Origin of the sequence: Massilia sp. (assembly GCF_031995545.1) — a bacterium.
Classification (GTDB): Bacteria; Pseudomonadota; Gammaproteobacteria; order Burkholderiales; family Burkholderiaceae_D; genus Telluria.
Genome location: NZ_DAMAGA010000018.1, coordinates 36,850 through 53,714, shown reverse-complemented (window position 1 = coordinate 53,714; position 16,865 = coordinate 36,850). Strand labels below are relative to the sequence as shown.

General features: G+C 68.0%; 13 protein-coding genes. 1 reads left to right on the top strand and 12 read right to left on the bottom strand.

Annotated elements, in window-relative coordinates; translation table 11 throughout:
- From wecB to RTQ83_RS14085, 6 genes are all read right to left on the bottom strand, one after another.
- Entirely contained in the window at nucleotides 1–1,113 is a 1,113-nt protein-coding gene (gene wecB, locus RTQ83_RS14110) for a non-hydrolyzing UDP-N-acetylglucosamine 2-epimerase (protein WP_312515698.1), read from the bottom strand.
- A gap of 31 nt (nucleotides 1,114–1,144) precedes the next feature.
- Nucleotides 1,145–3,172: an alginate lyase family protein gene (locus tag RTQ83_RS14105; RefSeq protein ID WP_312515695.1), complete on the bottom strand. Its 2,028-nt coding sequence runs from the start codon at nucleotides 3,170–3,172 to the stop codon at nucleotides 1,145–1,147.
- A complete protein-coding gene (locus RTQ83_RS14100; protein WP_312515692.1) occupies nucleotides 3,169–4,275 on the bottom strand; it encodes a glycosyltransferase family 4 protein in 1,107 nt (368 codons plus the stop codon). The genes RTQ83_RS14105 and RTQ83_RS14100 overlap by 4 nt, the downstream gene beginning before the upstream one ends.
- Nucleotides 4,276–4,363: 88 nt before the next feature.
- Entirely contained in the window at nucleotides 4,364–5,659 is a 1,296-nt protein-coding gene (locus RTQ83_RS14095; RefSeq protein ID WP_312515689.1) for a phenylacetate--CoA ligase family protein, read from the bottom strand.
- Between the two features lie 12 nt (nucleotides 5,660–5,671).
- The gene (locus RTQ83_RS14090; protein WP_312515687.1) at nucleotides 5,672–6,985 is read right to left on the bottom strand and encodes a glycosyltransferase; all 1,314 of its coding nucleotides are present in this window, start codon (nucleotides 6,983–6,985) and stop codon (nucleotides 5,672–5,674) included.
- A 146-nt stretch (nucleotides 6,986–7,131) separates the two neighbouring features.
- Entirely contained in the window at nucleotides 7,132–7,614 is a 483-nt protein-coding gene (locus tag RTQ83_RS14085; RefSeq protein WP_312515684.1) for an MgtC/SapB family protein, read from the bottom strand.
- A gap of 154 nt (nucleotides 7,615–7,768) precedes the next feature.
- Here RTQ83_RS14085 and RTQ83_RS14080 point away from each other — a divergent pair, with 154 nt between their 5' ends.
- A complete protein-coding gene (locus RTQ83_RS14080; protein WP_312515681.1) occupies nucleotides 7,769–8,197 on the top strand; it encodes a VOC family protein in 429 nt (142 codons plus the stop codon).
- Here RTQ83_RS14080 and RTQ83_RS14075 read toward each other — a convergent pair.
- The 6 genes from RTQ83_RS14075 to RTQ83_RS14050 form a co-directional block, all read right to left on the bottom strand.
- Entirely contained in the window at nucleotides 8,187–9,047 is an 861-nt protein-coding gene (locus RTQ83_RS14075; RefSeq protein WP_312515679.1) for a beta-1,6-N-acetylglucosaminyltransferase, read from the bottom strand. The genes RTQ83_RS14080 and RTQ83_RS14075 overlap by 11 nt on opposite strands.
- Nucleotides 9,048–9,152: 105 nt before the next feature.
- Entirely contained in the window at nucleotides 9,153–11,387 is a 2,235-nt protein-coding gene (locus RTQ83_RS14070; protein ID WP_312515676.1) for a heparinase II/III family protein, read from the bottom strand.
- Between the two features lie 281 nt (nucleotides 11,388–11,668).
- Nucleotides 11,669–12,463, bottom strand: a complete 795-nt coding sequence (locus RTQ83_RS14065) for a glycosyltransferase family 2 protein (protein ID WP_312515673.1) — start codon at nucleotides 12,461–12,463, stop codon at nucleotides 11,669–11,671.
- The gene (locus RTQ83_RS14060; protein WP_312515670.1) at nucleotides 12,381–13,889 is read right to left on the bottom strand and encodes a glycosyltransferase family 4 protein; all 1,509 of its coding nucleotides are present in this window, start codon (nucleotides 13,887–13,889) and stop codon (nucleotides 12,381–12,383) included. Before RTQ83_RS14060 ends, RTQ83_RS14065 begins: the two co-directional genes overlap by 83 nt.
- Nucleotide 13,890: 1 nt before the next feature.
- Nucleotides 13,891–15,405 (bottom strand): oligosaccharide flippase family protein, encoded by a 1,515-nt coding sequence (locus RTQ83_RS14055; protein ID WP_312515667.1) that lies wholly within the window; start codon nucleotides 15,403–15,405, stop codon nucleotides 13,891–13,893.
- Nucleotides 15,405–16,865: an O-antigen ligase family protein gene (locus RTQ83_RS14050; RefSeq protein WP_312515663.1), complete on the bottom strand. Its 1,461-nt coding sequence runs from the start codon at nucleotides 16,863–16,865 to the stop codon at nucleotides 15,405–15,407. Before RTQ83_RS14050 ends, RTQ83_RS14055 begins: the two co-directional genes overlap by 1 nt.

The following is a 16,865-nucleotide window of genomic DNA, read 5'->3' as shown; positions in this document are numbered from 1 at the left end:
TCAGGCCGCAGCCCCTGCCAGCTCATCCGCCAGGATCGCGACGATGCGCTCGGCCGCCTTGCCGTCCCACAGGTGCGGACGGCGTCCCTGCTTGCCCTCGCCGTTCAGGACCTTGCGCGCTTCGCGCAGGATCGCCGCCGGATCGGTGCCGGCCAGTACGTTCGAGCCTTCGTCGACCGTCACCGGACGCTCGGTGTTTTCGCGGATCGTCACGCACGGCACGCCCAGCGCGGTGGTCTCTTCCTGCAGGCCGCCGCTGTCGGTCAGCACCACCGCCGCGTCCTTCCACAGGTTGAGGAAGGCCATGTAGGCTTGCGGACCGGCCAGGGTGATGTTCGGGCCCAGCTCGATGCCGAATTTCTCGATATTGGCGCGGGTACGCGGGTGCACCGGGAAGATCAGCGGCAGGTCGGCGGAAATCTCCTTGAGCGCGCCGGCGATGCGGGTGAAAGTCTGCGCATCGTCGACATTGCTCGGACGGTGCAGCGTCACCACGCCGTAGCGTCCGCCGGCCTGGGCTGCCTTGAATGCGGCGGTCTCGAAGCCGGAGGTGTCGGCGCGGGTCAGCTGGTCGGCCTGGTACAGCACGTTGTCCACCATCACGTGGCCGACGTAGTGCACGCTCGACTCCGCCTTGCCTTCGCGGCGCAGGTGTTCCACCGCCGACGGTTCGGTAACAAAAAACCAGTCGGTAATGGCATCGGTCACCAGGCGGTTGATTTCTTCCGGCATCGCCATGTCGCCGCTGCGCAGGCCGGCCTCGACGTGGGCCACCGGGATGTTCAGTTTCTTGGCCACGATCGAGCAAGCCAGCGTGGAATTGACGTCGCCCACCACCAGCACCGCGGCCGGACGCTCGCCCACGCACAGTTCCTCGAAGGCGACCATGATCTTGGCGGTCTGCTGGGCGTGGCTGCCGCCGCCGGCGGCCATGAACACGTCCGGCTGCGGGATGCCCAGTTCTTCGAAAAAGACGTCGTTCATCTCGCGGTCATAGTGCTGGCCGGTGTGGATGATCTTGAAGCTCAGCTTGTCCTGTGCCTGCAGGGCGCGCACGATCGGCGCGATCTTCATGAAGTTGGGACGGGCGCCGGCGACGAGGTAAATCAGCATGGAGGACTTTCCCTTTGATAATTTTTTGTTATTAAATAAACGTTATTGTAAACCGGCATTCGATCGGGACGGCGGACGATACGTTAGTGATGCGCAACACCTCGCACGGCTGCTTCGATTCATAGGCGCGCGACACCCAGCCAAGGGGCGGATTTTCGGCGCCGCGCACCAGTTCCAGCTGCAGATCGGCGCCGCTGGCCTGCATCTGCAGCACGAAGCGCTGGCCGCGTACCGACAGCCCGTGGCTGGACAAGCGCACGTCGAGTTCGGGGGCGAAATGCCAGAACACCTCGACCTTGTGCTGCTTCTTGGCGGACACCTCGTCGCGTACCACCAGGGTGTTGGTGGCGCTGTCGAAGCGCACGCTGCGCACGTGGCGCACCGGGTCCGGCAGGCGCGCATAGCCGTCGTGCGAGCCGCGGAAATCGAATTCTTGGCTGGAGGCCGGCATGCGTTCGATGGCGGCGCGCGCCTTGCGCAGCCACATGAAGCGGCCGCCCGATACCGACTGGTCGAGGCCATCGATGCGCACGGTGTTATGAGCGGAGGTGCCGCGGAAATAGTCGCGCCACTTGCGCTGCTGCCAATAGGAATATGTGCCGGGATCGATCAGGCACCCCTCGCCCGCCACCGACAGCGTGAACGCCAGCGCGTCGGCGTGGCCGTGGGCGGCGATGCCGAGGTAGCCGAGCGGGCCGCAGTCGAGCACGCCCTTGATCTCGTTCGGCTCGCCGAAATGGTTGCCGAACAGGAAGTAACCGCCGTCCGGGAAAGCCCAGCCGGTTTCGATCTCGTGCGGATCGCAGTCGGGGCGTCCGCCTGGCAGCGCGTGCAGCAGCCAGCGTACGCCGGGGTGGCTGTCGGGCTGGCCGCCGAACACGGTGTCGCCCAGCGCCAGCAGCTTGGCGGCGCGGTCGCTCGGTTGCGCGCTGCAATGCGCGCTCAGGCGCACCACGCAGCCGTCGTCGGAATCGCCCACCGCCGGCAGGTGGCCGCCGGCGTCGCGTACCGAGCGCAGGAAACGCAGCGCGCGCTGCAGCACGGCCCAGTAGGCGCGCGAGAACGGCACATGGCGCGGCCCGGCGCGGCGTTCGCCACGCGGCCCGCCGGCGGCCTGGCCGGCCGCCTCGCTGACCAGGCCGGCCACGAACAGGAATTCGCACGAAAACATGTGGTAGGCGAACGCCTGCTCGCGGTTGACGCCGTCGCGCGAGAACTGGGCTTGCGCTTCCTGCTCCAGCTCGCGCTGGGCCAGGGTTTCCCAGTCGTGCGACTCCTTCCAGCATGGCCAGGTGACGGCGCCGACGTACAGGCCGGACAGTTCGCCGATCAGGTGGTTGTTGGCCGACGAGTGGCGCGACAGGTGGCGCGCGATCGTGCGGCAGTGGGCATAAATACTGTCCAGCCAGTCGGCGCGCAGCCGGCTGCCGGCCTCGCCGTTGAACAAGGGGCTGAATTCGCCGCCGGTCAGCTGCCAGACCAGACTCCAGTTGATCAGGCGGATGCCCAGTTCGAGCGGACTGGTCCAGTTGGGGCCGGTCAGCGGCGGGCAGGCATCGAGCCAGCTGCGCAGGTTGCGTTCCAGCGCGTGCAGCCAGCGCAGGTCCTGGGTCGCGGTCCAGGCCTGGGCCAGGCGCACCAGGTGCAGGTGGCGGTTTAGTTCCCACACGTGCTTGATGTCGCCCACCAGCTCGCGGTCGGCGATGTCGATGTCGCCGTAATAGATGGCAGGACCGGTGACGCCGGTTTCGGGATCGCGGTTCCAGGCGGTCGGCACGCCGACGTCGAAGCGGCGTTCGGCGAACAGCACCACGTGGCCGGCCTCGATCCGCTCGGCGTCCAGCAGCAGCGCTTCGAGCTCGGCGGCGTCGAGCGGCGGCGCGCCGCTCACGCCCAGGCTCAGGGCGCGCGGCAACGGCGGCGGGGCCAGGCTGGCGCGTCCCGCCATGCGCCGGCCCATCCGGACCGCGGCCGCCTGCCGCACGCGGTAGCCAAGCTCCGCGACCGACATGCAGCGCAGCCGGTTGACCAGCCACACCATGCGTACTGTTGCGCTCATTCTTCCCCCGCCAATTGTTGATAGATCGCGGCCAGCCGGCCACATACGATATCCGTCGAATATGTCATCTTGATGCGCGCCCGTCCCGCCTGCGCCAGCCGCATGCGCAGGCCGGCATCGTCCAGCAACTGCCCGAGTGCCCGCGCCAGCGCCGGCACGTCGCGCGGCGCCACCAGCAGGCCGTCGGCGCCGTCGCGCAGCGCTTCCGGCACCGCGCCGACCCGGCTCGCCAGCACCGGACAGCCGGCCGCCATCGCTTCCAGCATCGCCATCGGCAAGCCCTCGGCATGCGACGGCAGGCAGAACAGCCAGGCACGCGCCAGCTGGACCTCGCGCGCCGCGCCGTCCAGCCATCCCGGCAATTCCACGCGTTCGGCAATGCCGAGCTCGCGTGCGCGCCGCCGCACCCAGTCCAGGTCGTGCGGGCTGCCCTCGCCGGCCAGCACCAGGCGCAGCTGCGGGTGCTGCGGCGCGAGCAGCGCGGCCGCTTTCAGCAGCTCGCCCACGCCCTTGCCTGGCGTGATACGGCCGAGAAACAGGATGCGTCCCGCTTCCGCCCGCCCCTCACGACGGGACACCGGCAGCGGCACCGCATTCGGTACGATCTCCACCCGTGCCCGCGGCGCGAACTCGTGCACGAAACCGGCCCAGGCGCCGGACAGCGCGATCACGCGCGAACTCGCCTCCAGCGTGTGGCGGATCCAGCGCCGCAGCACGGGCCCCGCCTCTTCCTGCGCGAAGCGGCGAAAGCCGCCGCCGTGCAGGTGAAAAATCGTCTGCGCCCCGCTCACACGCCCGATCAGCAGCACCAGCGACTTGCGCAGGAAGCTGGCGTGCGAGGCGGCATGCACGTGCACGATCGCCGGACGCGCCTGCAGGCAGATGCGCGCCGCCTGCCACAGGCCGTGCAGTGCGCTGCCCAGCTTGGCGCGGCGCCGGCCTTCGGCATGGGTGGCGACGTAGGCGATGCGCTCGCGCTCGAACAGCCCGGCTGCGCGCAGCACCTGCAGCACGGCCGCCACCCCGCCGCGTCCGTCCAGCGCGGTCCCGACCATGAGCACGCGCGGCGCGGCGTTCACGCGGCGCCCACGCTGGCTGGCCATGGCGAGATCCTTTTCATGGCAGAAACGCTCTTATGAAAGGGGCAATATTTCGATAATACATGACTGTTAGTTTCAATCCGCGCACGATTCACACTTCCACCGCGACGAACTCGAACTTGCCGTTCGGCCCGCGCGCGATCGCCCCGACCCGCTCCACCGCCACCTGCACGCCCGGCACGCGCAGCAGGAATGCGTCGCACAGGGCGGCCTCGTCGGTGTTCCCGAACGCCTCGCCGGCCACCACCCGCAACGTGAAGCGGCCGGCGCCGTGATAGCGCACCTGGCCTTCGACCAGGCGGCCGTCGAAACCCTGGAACACCCGGTCCAGGCGCGCCACGATGCGCCCGTCCGGCAGCTTGACGGCCTGCTCCTGGCGCCCGGTCACGGCCTCGAGCGTCGGGAACACGCGGCCGCAGGGACAGGCGCCGCTATTGCCGACCACGACCGTGTCACCGGTGCGGTAGTGCCGCAGCGGCATCGCCGGGTTGTTCAGGCTGGTTCCTACGAGCTCGGCACGGCCGTCACCCAACGCCAGCAGTTCCACCACACCATAGTCGCTCAGCAGGTGATAGCGGCCATGCTCGCAGGTACCGATCGCCGCCACCCGCTCGGCCTGGCCGTACCAGTCGAATACCGTGGTGGCGAAGGCGCGCTCGACGGCGGCGCGCACCTCGGGTTCCAGCGTTTCGGACGAGGTCAATATTCCGCGCAGCGCCCGCCCGCGGTAGCGCCGTCCGTGCGCTTCGAGCCAGTGCGCCAGCGCCGCCGCCGACGAGGGATAGGCGTGGATCACCACCGGATCGAACGCTTCCAGCGCGTCGATATAGGCGCCGATGGTGGCATTCGACAGGTGGTAGGACGACATCATGAGCATGTTGCCGACCCAGTCGCGGCACCAGTAGCGCCCGTCCTTCGGCTGGCGCGCGCAGACGATGTCGCCGCGGATCCAGGCGCGGCGCTGGCGCGGGCGCCAGCCGATCCAGCGCAGCTGGCGGTACAAAAAACCTTCTTCGCGCAGCACGGCGCCGAGCGACTGCACCAGGGTCAGCGGAGAACCCGAGGTGCCGCTGGTGCGGATGGTATTGCGCAGGAGCGAACCGGGACGGCGCGGGCGCACGTGGCGCGCCGGATCGCGCCGCAGCGCGCTCTTGCTCAGCAGCGCCGCGTCCGGTTCTACCGCCTGCAGCCGCGTGGCGTCGGCCGGTGCCGTTACGCCCAGCGCACGCGCGCGGCGCGCCACGTAAGCGTTCAGCGCGCAGGCCGAACGCTCGTTGCGCGCCAGCGCCGGATACACCAGCGCCCGCCCCCACAGGTTGCGCGCGAGTTCACGCACGAGCGAGCGCAGCGAGAGTTTGAGCGAATAGAACGAGCTTCGCGTCCACATGGGGAGTCCGCATCAGGCAATCCGGCTTGGAAGGATTTTTGTATATGTTTCTGCAACTATCCGGCCGAGAATAGCATACGACCGGTGGCGGTTTACGTACGCTGGACCACGCTGAGAACACTCTGCCGCAAGGGCCGCGTCGTCCAGCAGGCGCCGCACCGCGGCCGCGAAAGCGCCGGCCTCCATCGGCACGCACAGCCCGGCGCGGCTCTCGGCGAGCACCTGTTCCTGGTCCGGAATGTCGTTGGCCACGCTCGGGATGCCGAGCGCCAGGTACTCGACCAGCTTGGTCGGCGAAGAGACGTCGTACAGCGTCCCGCGCGGAATCGGCGACAAGGCGACTTCGGCCCGCAGCGCGTAGCCGAGCGCCGCGCGCTGCGGCAGCCAGCCGGTGAGCAGCACGTGCTGTTCCAGGCCGCGGCGCCCGATCTCGGCGCGCATCCAGGCCATCTCGTCGGGCGACGGTGCGTCGCCGGCCAGCACCAGCAGCAGGCCCGGCACGCCATGGCGCAGGCGTTCTGCGACCTCGAGTAGGAAGTCGGAATGGCGCGCCCGCGCCACCCGGCCCAGATACAGCAGCACGCGCCGCCCGTCCAGGCGCGGATCGAGACTAGGAGCGATCGCGCCGCGCGCGAAGCGGGCCGGATCGACGCCCATCGGCACCGCCGTCATGCGCGTACGCGGCACGCCGCGCGCCGCCAGCCAGTTGGCCATCGCCGCGCTCTGCACGAACACGTGGCGCGCGCCGGGCAGCACCAGCCGGTACAGCACCAGGCGCGCCGCGGCCGCGCGCAGCGCGTGAAGCAGCCAGAGCAGCGGCGCACCATGACGGCGGACATCGTCGCGCCGCACCGCGTAGCCCTCGACGATGGGAAACGACATCCAGTACACGAACGGCACGCCGAACAGCCTGGCTGCCAGCCGCCCCACCAGGCCGGAGCCGATCTTGTCGCGCACCTGAATGCAGTCAGGCCGTGTCCGGCGCGCGGCGCGCAGCAGGCCGAGCGCATCCCACAGCGGCGACAGCAGGCTGGCGCCCCTGCCCGCCGGGCTGCCGACGAGGTGCATGCCGCCGGCCTGCCATGTGTCGCGGCCGGGTCCGCCACGCTGGCCGATCAGCTCGGCGCCGATGCCGTGGCGCGGCAGTTCGGCGCCGAACAGGGTCAGCAGGTCGGCGCGGGTCGGCGGCAAGGGATCGCGCACGATATAAAAGATGGTACGCTCGAAGATGGTGCGCGCGAAGCTGGCGTGCGCGACCGTGCTCGCGGCCGCGGAACGGGGCGGCTCGGAAGCGTCGGGCGGAGCGTTCGGTTCGCGCGGTGGCATGGTGTACTACCTGGATCAGGGCCGCCGATTCTAGTCCCGCGCCGGGCGCGCACGTTTGAGCCCCAAGCACCATATCTGCGCTGGCGCAGGCGTGGCGCTGAAACTACGCAGGCTCGGCCGCAAGCGGTCCGGCCGCGCCCGCTGCCTCAGGACTCTTGCTTCTTGCCGGGCGAGCGCAGGATGGCGAGGATCACGATGCCGAACACGGCGCTGAGCACCGCCGTGCCTTCGCGTCCCATGCCGGCGGCCACGCCGATCGCCGAGGTCATCCAGACGCTGGCGGCGGTGGTCAGGCCGCGGATGTCGTTCTTTTCGCGCTGCTTGAGGATGGCGCCGGCGCCGAGGAAGCCGATGCCGGCGGTGACGCCCTGCAGCACGCGCGACAGATCCTGGATCTCCATCCCGGCCTGCAGCGGAATCAGCACGAACAAGGCCGAGCCGACCGACACCAGCATATGGGTGCGAAAGCCGGCCGAGGCGCCCTTGGTCTCGCGTTCGTAGCCGAGCAGGCCGCCCAGCACTGCCGCCACCAGAAGGCGCACCGCGATGATGGTCACGTCCTCGGCATCGCCGAGATCCGAAAATTCATGCTGTATCGTCAGCCAGACTTGGTTCCACCACACGTGCATGCTCCCTCATTTTCATATGTCACAATCCGAAGGGAATCATGCCATCCATGCAAGATTGGTGGCGCCACGCTCGGGTATGTACAGAGGAGAACGCAGTGCCGGTAAGCGTGTTTATAATCGTTTTCACCACATCTTTCTGATCGGGAGGGCTGTCATGGAAACGCAGGAAATCTACCGTGGACGATTGATCGACCACATCCAGCTGGTGGTGCGCGACCTCGACGCGTCGCGCCGGTTTTACGAAGCCGTGTTCGGCGTGCTGGGCATTCCCTTGGGCGGATCGGGCGACGACTACTTCTGGGCCGACGAGCTGTTCATCTCGACGCCGGACAGCGACGCCGCGCAGGGACAACTGACAGGCCGCCATCACCTGGCGTTCCAGGCACGCGACCGCGCAACCGTGGATGCGTTCCACCAAGCCGCGCTCGAAGCAGGCGGACGCGACAACGGCGCGCCGGGCGAGCGGCCCTACCATCCCGGGTACTACGGCGCCTTCGTGCTGGACCCCGACGGCAATAACATCGAAGCGGTGTACCACGGCGCGGCCACGTTCAGCGCGAAAGAGATCCGCGTCACGTTCTGAGACGGCCGGCGCGCCAGGCCTGCAGGCGCCGCACCAGGCCGGCACTGATGCGGCTGTCGAGCTTGCGGCAGAAATGGGCCGGCGAGACGCGCAGGCGCTCGAAGTCGCCCTCATCGAGAATCTTTGGATTGCGCGCGTGCCGGTCGGGCCAGCAGATGTAGCGGTAATTGTCCGGCACCACATGCGCGGCGAAGCGTGACTGCATCACCAGGGTCTGGAAGTACAGTTCGTCGGGACAGCGCACGGTGCGGCAAAAGCGCAGCAGGCGCGGATGGGCGTCGGCCAGGCGCAGCAGTTCGCGCAGGCAGTCGCGCGACAGCGTCCACCAGGCCGAGCCGCCATACGGCGCCAGGCCGTCGGGAAAGCGGCGCGTGCGGCCGAGCAGGATCAGCACGCCGTTGGCCAGCCTGCAGGCCAGCTGCTCCAGTGCGCCGCCGCCCTCGCGATGAAAATACTGGTAGCGCCGCATCACCGCCCAGCCGCCCGGTGCGATCGGCGCAGTCTCGATCAGCTCGCGGCCGTGCAGCTGCGCCAGTTCCATTTTCAGCAGCGCGTTCGGCAGCAGCGGATAATCCTGGCCCGACAGGAACACCAGCTTGTCGAACGCCGGTGCCTCCAGCAGGATCTGGCGCAGCGACGCCAGGCTGGCGCGCACCTGCGATACGGTGCCCCAGCTTACCGCCACCCGCGCCCGCACCTGGCGCGCATGCGGATGCAGGGCCGCCGGGTCGATTCCGCTGTTGCGGTCGAGGTGGACATAGACCAGAAAATCGGGATCGCACAAGAGCTCGATCAAGGCATTCAACTGATCGATATCCTTGTGCGCATGGATCAGGAACACGTGCTGCATGCCGGCTCCGGGGGCGATCGCTGCGCCGAGTCTAGCATGGTGACTGCGCGCGCCGCCCCCGGCGCCGCGTGCAGTCACAGGTCGCGCATTTTGAAGACGATAGCGTCAGTTCAGCGACACGGTCTGGCCATTCACGGTCACGGTACGCACCGAACCGGAGGCACCGATCTTCACTTCCGGCCGCTTGCAGCCGACGTCGAGCAGCACCAGGAATTCGGCGGTCGACTTGCCGTCGTTCTTCAGGTAGAAGGCGCCATTGTCCTCGACCACATTGGTCTTGGCGCCCGGCCCGATCCACTTGGCAAACTCGGCGTCGGTGTTCAGCGAGCGCAGGCACACCGACTGCGCCCCGGCCACCACCTTCACGTTCTGGGCGTTTTCGACCGTCATGATGACCGGCGTGTGCACGTTCCACTCATAGGTGCGGGCCACGGTGCTGGCCAGGCGGTCGCGCACCAGCATCGAGCCGCCGCTGTTGCGCAGGTGCCAGACCTGGCGCTTGGCCATGGTCAATTGACCGCCATACGCCGCCGTCGCATCGCCTTCGACATAGTCATAGCCGGGCTGGGCCGAGAAGCCGGTGATCTTGCCGTTGCGTTGCAGCTGCTCGCGGTAGCCGGTCACCATCTGGCCCTTGCCGCCGTCGAAGGTGATCGCGTTCTGCGAGCGGGTCTGGTGGTACCAGTCGGTCCAGTACGGCGAACCGTACCAGTCGTACCAGCCGGCCTTGACCAGCAGCGGCTGGCCGGCCACCGACAGCAGGATGCCGTTCTGGTCGCCATGGCTATGGTTGAACGAGCCGTAGGGGCTGGACTTGAAGTACAGCGAAGTGCGGCCGGTGGAACCGATGTCGCTGTGGAAGGCGGCCCAGCCCACGCTCGGGTAATAGGCCGAATTCGACGGCGGCGACTTGGCGGCGGTTTCCTTCACCGGCAGCGGATACGGCGCTTGCAGCAGGCTTAGCGTGTCTTCGGTGCCGCCCAGGCTGTTCACGTACCAGGCCGCACGTGGCGACACCATGCGCGACCCGAAGGCGTGCCAGACGCGGGTGTCGGGCTTGGTCTCGGAACCGTCGCCGAAGGCATGCACCCGCGAGCCCGGCGGCGTGAACTGGGTGGCGAAGTCGAGTAAGCCCAGCGCCCATGGCTTGGCGTAGAAGTTCACACCCGAGGCTTGCGACATCGGGTCCCACAGCGCCACCAGGTAGCCGGCCGCGTATTCGGCGTAGGCGGTGCCGTTGGCGTAGCCGCCTTCCGGGCCGCTCCACGGCGACGGCGCATTGGCGTAGGCACGGAACGAAAAGTCGAACCACTTGCGCGCTTCCGGAATGTCGCCCAGGGACAAGGTGGAGATCAGGCTCAGGAAGATCAGGCTGGTGTTGCCGTGCGAGTCGAACGGGTACTGGTCGAGGCGGCCATTGTCGCCGGCCAGGTTGCCGTAGATTTCCTCGGTGCGTACCTTGACCGTGTCGAGCCAGCGCGCGCGCCGGGTCGCGTCCAGGTCGCCGGCCAGGATGTCGACCGACTTGATCAGCGACACCGCGATCTGGCGCGTGGCCTGGTCCTGGTTGGCGTAGCTGGTCGGGCCTTTCGGATTGAGCGCGGCCAATTGATCGCCGCGGCGCAGCGCCTCGGTCAGGAACATCTGGTCGCGCTTCATGCGCCACATCACCACCGCCGCTTCCAGCTGGCGGCTGGCTTCGTTGATGCGCTGGCGGATGTCGGTCTGCTGCGACGCCATTGCCGCGGTCAGGGGCGAGGTGATCACGATCGGCCAGCGTGCATCGTTCAGTTCTGGCAGCGCATTGATCTGCAGCTTGATCTCGTTGTTCATGCGGCTCACGTACGGGTCGAGCTCGGCGCGCTTGGTGCTGCTCCAGGTCGAATAGGGCGTGAACGACGGCGGCAGCGAACGTGGGCGCGGCTTGGCCGTGATGCGCGTGCGCAGGGTGGCATTGTCCGGCACTTCGAACAGGTTCGATTTGTTGGTGATCGCGAAAGTGCGCGGGCTCGACCAGTCGTTGGCGCCGCTCGGACGCACGCGCCAGCTGTAGTTGCCCAGGGCCAGTGCCTGGGATGGCAGATACCAGTTGCGGTCGGTCACCACCTTGGTGGTGCCGCCACCGACCTTGGTGATCTCGAGCTCGTAGCTGGCCGGACCGGTGGCGTGGCGCGCCCAGGTAAAGCCGGGCGGGTTTTGCGCCTGCACCTGGTTCATCGCCGGGCTCGGTTGGACAATCAGGGGATCGGTGGACTGGACCCAGTCCGCACGTGCCTGCATGCAGACGAACAGTGCGGCGAATGCAGTAACGCGGACCAGACCTTGCCGGGTAAATTTCATGTGGTAAAGCTCCGAAAAACGTGAATTCCTGGGATTCGCGCCGCGGGTCGGGCGCCTTGAAGATCGTGCTGTCGACACCGGGAGATGCCTTGCTTGACGTAAACAATGTTACGTCAAGAAATTTTGAACATGCACAAATTCTCTAAGGAAATCAAAGGTTTTTCGATTGCTTCGCAGAAGTCCCACGCCAAAAAATTAACATTTTCAAGGAAAGATTTCACACACCTAACGGTCGTGTTTTGTCTGCAAAGACAGGCAGACAAGTCTGTCTTTGTTCATCTTCATCCGGTACCAATTGCGGCGCGCAAGGCACGCATGCGTTTCAAGTAGCGCAGGCAATAGATCGCGAAGGCCAGCGGCGCGCGCTGCACGTAGCGCCGGCGTACCGCGAATTCCTCGCGCCGCGCCGCGATGCGGTTGCTGGAAGAGACGCTGCCGGCGTGGTCGCGAAACACTGCCAGCGGGCGCGCCAGCACGGCGGGCGTCGCCACCTTGGCCAGGCGCAGCCACAGGTCGATGTCCATCGCGTAGCGCAGGCTTTCGTCGAACATGCCGGCCTGCTGAAACGCGGTGCGGCGTACGAACACGGCCGGATGTGGGATCGCGGCGCGCCCGCTGGCCAGGCGCCGGTAGGAGAACGCCGGCATCGGGTAAGGTGCGGCGAGGTGGCCATCCTTCAGCACCTGGACCGCGCCGAACAGCCACGCCAAAGGCTGGCCGGCCGCGCGCGCCGTGTCGAAACGCTCGGCCACGGCTTGCAGCACGTCCGGGGCAGCGTAGTAGTCGTCCGAGTGCAGGTGGGCGACGATCTCGCCGCGCGCCGCATCGATGCCGGCATTCATGGCGCGCGCGATGCCGCCCGTGACGCCATGCAGCACACGCTTGCGGCCGGAGTACGCCGCGATCAGGTCGAGCGTGGCATCGGTCGAACCGCCGTCGACGAAGATGTGTTCAATATCGCGCAGCGTTTGTGATTGCACCGAGGCCAGGGTGTCAGCGAGGGTGGCGGCGCTGTTCCAGGTGCAGGTGACGATCGAGAAGGTCGGCGTGGTTGGCGGCGCGATCGGAACTGGCATGCCCTCGTCGGCTGTCATTGCTGGACTGAGTGCCGGGTTCGCCGTTTGGGGCCCGTCCGCTACGGTCGGCGTGACTGCTGCGTCCGATGGATCCATTGTGCTCGCCGTGTTCAGCGTTTTCACGCAATTCGCGTTGTTCAGCTCGCTCGCCTCGTTTGCCATGGTTGTCGTCTTCGTCCGGTTTGTCGCGCCCGCCGGCGGCGCAGTGGTCGGTGGGTTCGGCATACAGCGCCAATAGTCTGGACAGCAGGACGCCGGCATCGGCGCCGAAGGTGGGCGGCGGCGGCCTGCTGTGCGGTTGCTCGTCGAGCCGGCGCGCGGCCAGCGCCACCAGATCGGCCATCGAGTCGGCCAGGCCGAGCTGGTCGGGAAAGCCTGCGTAGCGCGCCAGCTCGGGAGTACCGCCGCGTGCCAGCGCCAGGCAGGGGCGGCCCAGCGCCAGCGCTTCCAGCACCGTGGTGCTGCAGGCTTCCGCGCACACCGAGGGCACCACGCACAGGTGCGCGCGCGCGGCCAGTGCCAGCGTGGCCGGATAATCCTGCCAGCCGAAGAAACGCACCTGCCCTCCTCCGTGACGCCCTTCCAGCGCGGCGCGCTGCGGCCCGTCGCCGACCACGGTGATGCGCACATGCGGCGCCAGGCGGCCGCGCGCCGCATCGAGGAATTCTCCAAAGCCCTTGCCGGCGTCGATTCGCCCGACCAGCAGCAGGTCGCCGCGCCGTGGCGGCGGCGCGGCCAGGGCGGCGGCGCGCAGGCGCGGATAATCGACCACGTTGTGGATCACGCGGCAGCGTGTCAGGTCGGCATCCGGGACGGCGCGCAGGAACTGGCGCCGCAGGAAGTCCGACACGAAGACGGTCTTGTGACGCGCAAAGGCGCGCGCGTTCTGGTCGCGGTAGCCGTTGACGGCGATCGCAGTGACCGATTTGCGCAGCGGGCCGGCATTGCGCCGGATGCAAGCGGCGCATTCGCCCGGAACCAGGTTGTCGCATACGGCGTCGTCGCGAAAGCGCAGGTGGGTCAGGCATTCGCTGCCCTGGTCGTGGCGGGTCTGGACGTAGTTGATGCCATCCGGGACATACAGGCCCGTCATCGGCAGGTGGCCGTGGTAATGCACGACATCGAAGCCATGCGCGTGGCGCGCGATGGCGCGACCGATCTTGCGCGCGAAGTAAGGGCGCTTGAGCGGGTTGAAGATGCCCAGTTGCGCTTCCTTCCAGCCGGGATGGGGCTGGTCGAAGCCGGGCCGGAAGCGGCCGTGAAAGCCGATCTGCTCGGCGCAGCCATGCGCGCCCCGGTCGTTGCGGCCGAGGATCTCGACCTCGTGGCCGTCCGCCAGCAGGCGGTTGGCCAGCGTCACCACGTGCTTGCCCAGGCCACCCACCTGCGCACCGGGCAAGTCTTCGGACACCATCAGGATACGCATGCTAGCTCCGCACCGGCTGCCGCCGCGCCTTGAGCTGCCGCCACAGCTGCAGCCGGTCGTCGCGTTCGAGTACGAACAGGACGCCGTGCACGGCCAGCAGCAGCAAGGTTGCGCCCAGGATCAGCGCGAAGTCGTGCGCTCCGGTGTCGAGCAGCTTCTCGGCCATGGCGGCAACCAGTGCTACCGGCACGATTGCGGCGGCAACTGGTGCATACCCGCGCGCCACCAGGCGCGCCAGCGAGGTCGGCACGGTGCGGCCATGGACGTACAACAGGAAGGCAGCGCTGAACAGGACCGAACCGAACAGGTGGCCCCAGGCAGCGCCGTCGATGCCCCACCCTGCCACGCCGGCATATACCAGCCCCAGCCCGACCAGCGCGCGCGTCACCGCGAACAGGCCGGAGACGCGCGGATGGCCCATGCCGTCGTTCACCAGCGACGGCAGGCTGCTGAGCGAATCGACGAACTGCGACAGCGCGACGACGGCCAGCACGGTGGCGCCGTTGCGGGCGAAGTCAGCGTCCATCCAGTGCAGCAGGATGCGCTGCGCGAACACCGCCACCAGCACTAGGATTGCCGCGTTCAGGAACACCACGTAGCGCGTCGCCTTCAGGTAGGCGTCATCCAGGCGCTGCAGTTCGCCTCGCGCCGCCAGTGCGCTGGCGGCCGGGAACAACACGCCGGACAACCGGAAGCTCAATCCCAGCACGCGATTGGCGAGCGTGGCGGCCACGGTGTACCAGGCCAGTGCGCTGACCCCGGCCAGCGCGCCGATGATCAGTTTGTCGGCATGGGCATACGAAAGCGCGGCAAAGCGCGACAGGAAGGACCAGCTCGAAAAACGCAGCAGACGCGCCCGGGTTGCCACGCCCGGCCAGCGCCAGTGCAAGCCCGGCAGCAGGCGCCGGATCGCATGCCACAGCACCAGGCAGTGGATGCCGCTGGCGGCGACGCGCAGCGCAATCACCTCGAACAGGCCGTGGCCCAGCATCAGGATGCCGACCGTGGCCAGCGGCACCAGAGTGCCGAACACCATTTCCACGCGGCCCGACACGTCGTAGCGCATCAGCGACTGCGGCACGCTGTTCAGATAGTTCTGCATCTGACCCAGCAGGAAGCCGAGTGCGGCCAGCCGCAGGGTCGAAACGGCCTCGTCGGTGAGTGCGGGCGGCACCGCGAACACGCCCGTCACCAGCGGGCGCGCGCCGAGGAAGATGCCGGCCGCGCCGGCCAGGCCGATGGCGGTATAGGCGAGCGTGCCGAAGGAGACGGTCTCGGCAATGCTGTCGTCGTCACGATGGGCATTGTGCTCGGCGATGTATTTGACCGAGCCGGTGGTGACGTTGATGTCGATCACGGCGAAGTAGCCGACGATGGCTGTCACCAGCGAATACACGCCGTAGCCGGCTTCCCCCAGTCCGCGCACCACCAGCGGCACGGTGGCCAGCATCACCAGTGCGGGAATGGCCGCCCCGAGCAGGTTGGACCAGGCGTTGCGGGCCAGGCGCAGGTTCATCACGCAGGCACCAGATAGGGATGTGCCACGGCCGGCCGTGCCACGGCACGCGGCGCCGCTGCCGGCGCGCTGACCGCCAATGCAAGGTAAGGCAGCGCCAGGCACAAGGCCAGCATCTGCGTGGTGCGCACCTGCGGGAACGGCGTGCCGATCAGGAGATCGGGAATCATGAAGGCGAGCCCGGCGGCGCCCGCCACCCCGAGTCCCAGCACGTCGGGCGGCAAGGTGCGCAGGGTGCGCCGCGCGAACAGGACGAAGGCGCAGATCACGCCGGCCAGCAGCACCGCGCCGGGCAGCCCGGTCTTGAGCGCGATGTGCAGTACGCCGCTGTGCAGGAACAGACCGCCGTCCTGGTTGTTTTGCCAGGAGATGGTCTGGTAGCCGTTGTAGCGCCCCCAGGCGCCGATGCCGGTGAAGGGATGGGCCAGGAAGTCGGCCAGCGCGAGCTTGAGTTCCAGCAGCCGCTCGCTCTCCGGACCGAAGCGGCGCGACTGCATGTCGTACAGCAGGCTCACCGGTCCATTGCCGCTGCCGGTGACCCGGGCCAGCCGCCGCACCGCCACGAATGCCAGCGCCGCGCCCACCAGCGGCAGGCCGGCCAGCATCAGCTGCAGGCGCCGCCGTGCTGGAATCCGGAACATGATTACCGCGGCCGCCAGCACGAAGCCGATCCAGGCACTGCGCCGGTAGGACAGCAGCACGCACAGCGCAGTGGCGCCGAGTGTCAACCAGGCAATGCCGCGCCAGAAGCGCGAACGTTCGGCCGCATCGGCCTGGAACAGCATGATCGCGGCGATGGCGAACGCGAGCGTGCACAGCAGGCTGTCGTTGATGTCGAAGAAAGTCAGCCGGATCTGCAGCGCGTTCATGTTCGCGTAGACATTGTTCGGATCGCCACCGAGGACGGCCCAGCGTCCCAGGCCGAACGCGGCGCGCACCAGGCCGGCCAGCAGGATGAAACGGGCCAGCTCACGCGCCTGCTCGCGGGTGCGGAAGGCCAGCAGCATCAGCGAGACCAGCGGCGCCATCCAGACGATGTTCGAGAAGCCGGACGGGGCCAGCGCCTCCGCTACCGGCACGTTGGCAAGCACAGCCGCACCGACGTGGGCCGCCAGCAGCACGGCCCAGGCCAGGAACCAGGGACGCAGGTTACAGGCCGGCGCCGGCAGGCGCTGGAAGCCGGCGGCCACGCGCGCGCAGCACCACGCGCCCAGCATGTACCACAGCACCACGCCGAACAGCAGCAGGCCCGATCCGCGGCTGTAGATACTGCGCGACGCAAAGACGGCCAGGTTGCCGTAGCTGGTGGAATTGACCCAAAAGAAGATCAGCAGGTAGGGATAGACCAGGAAACGCGGCCACGCCAGGCCGATGCCGACGCCCAGCACGGCCGCGACCGACAGGCCGATGACGGCCAGCCATGGCAGCGAGTAATAGACGTAAGGCAGGAAGTCGTTCAT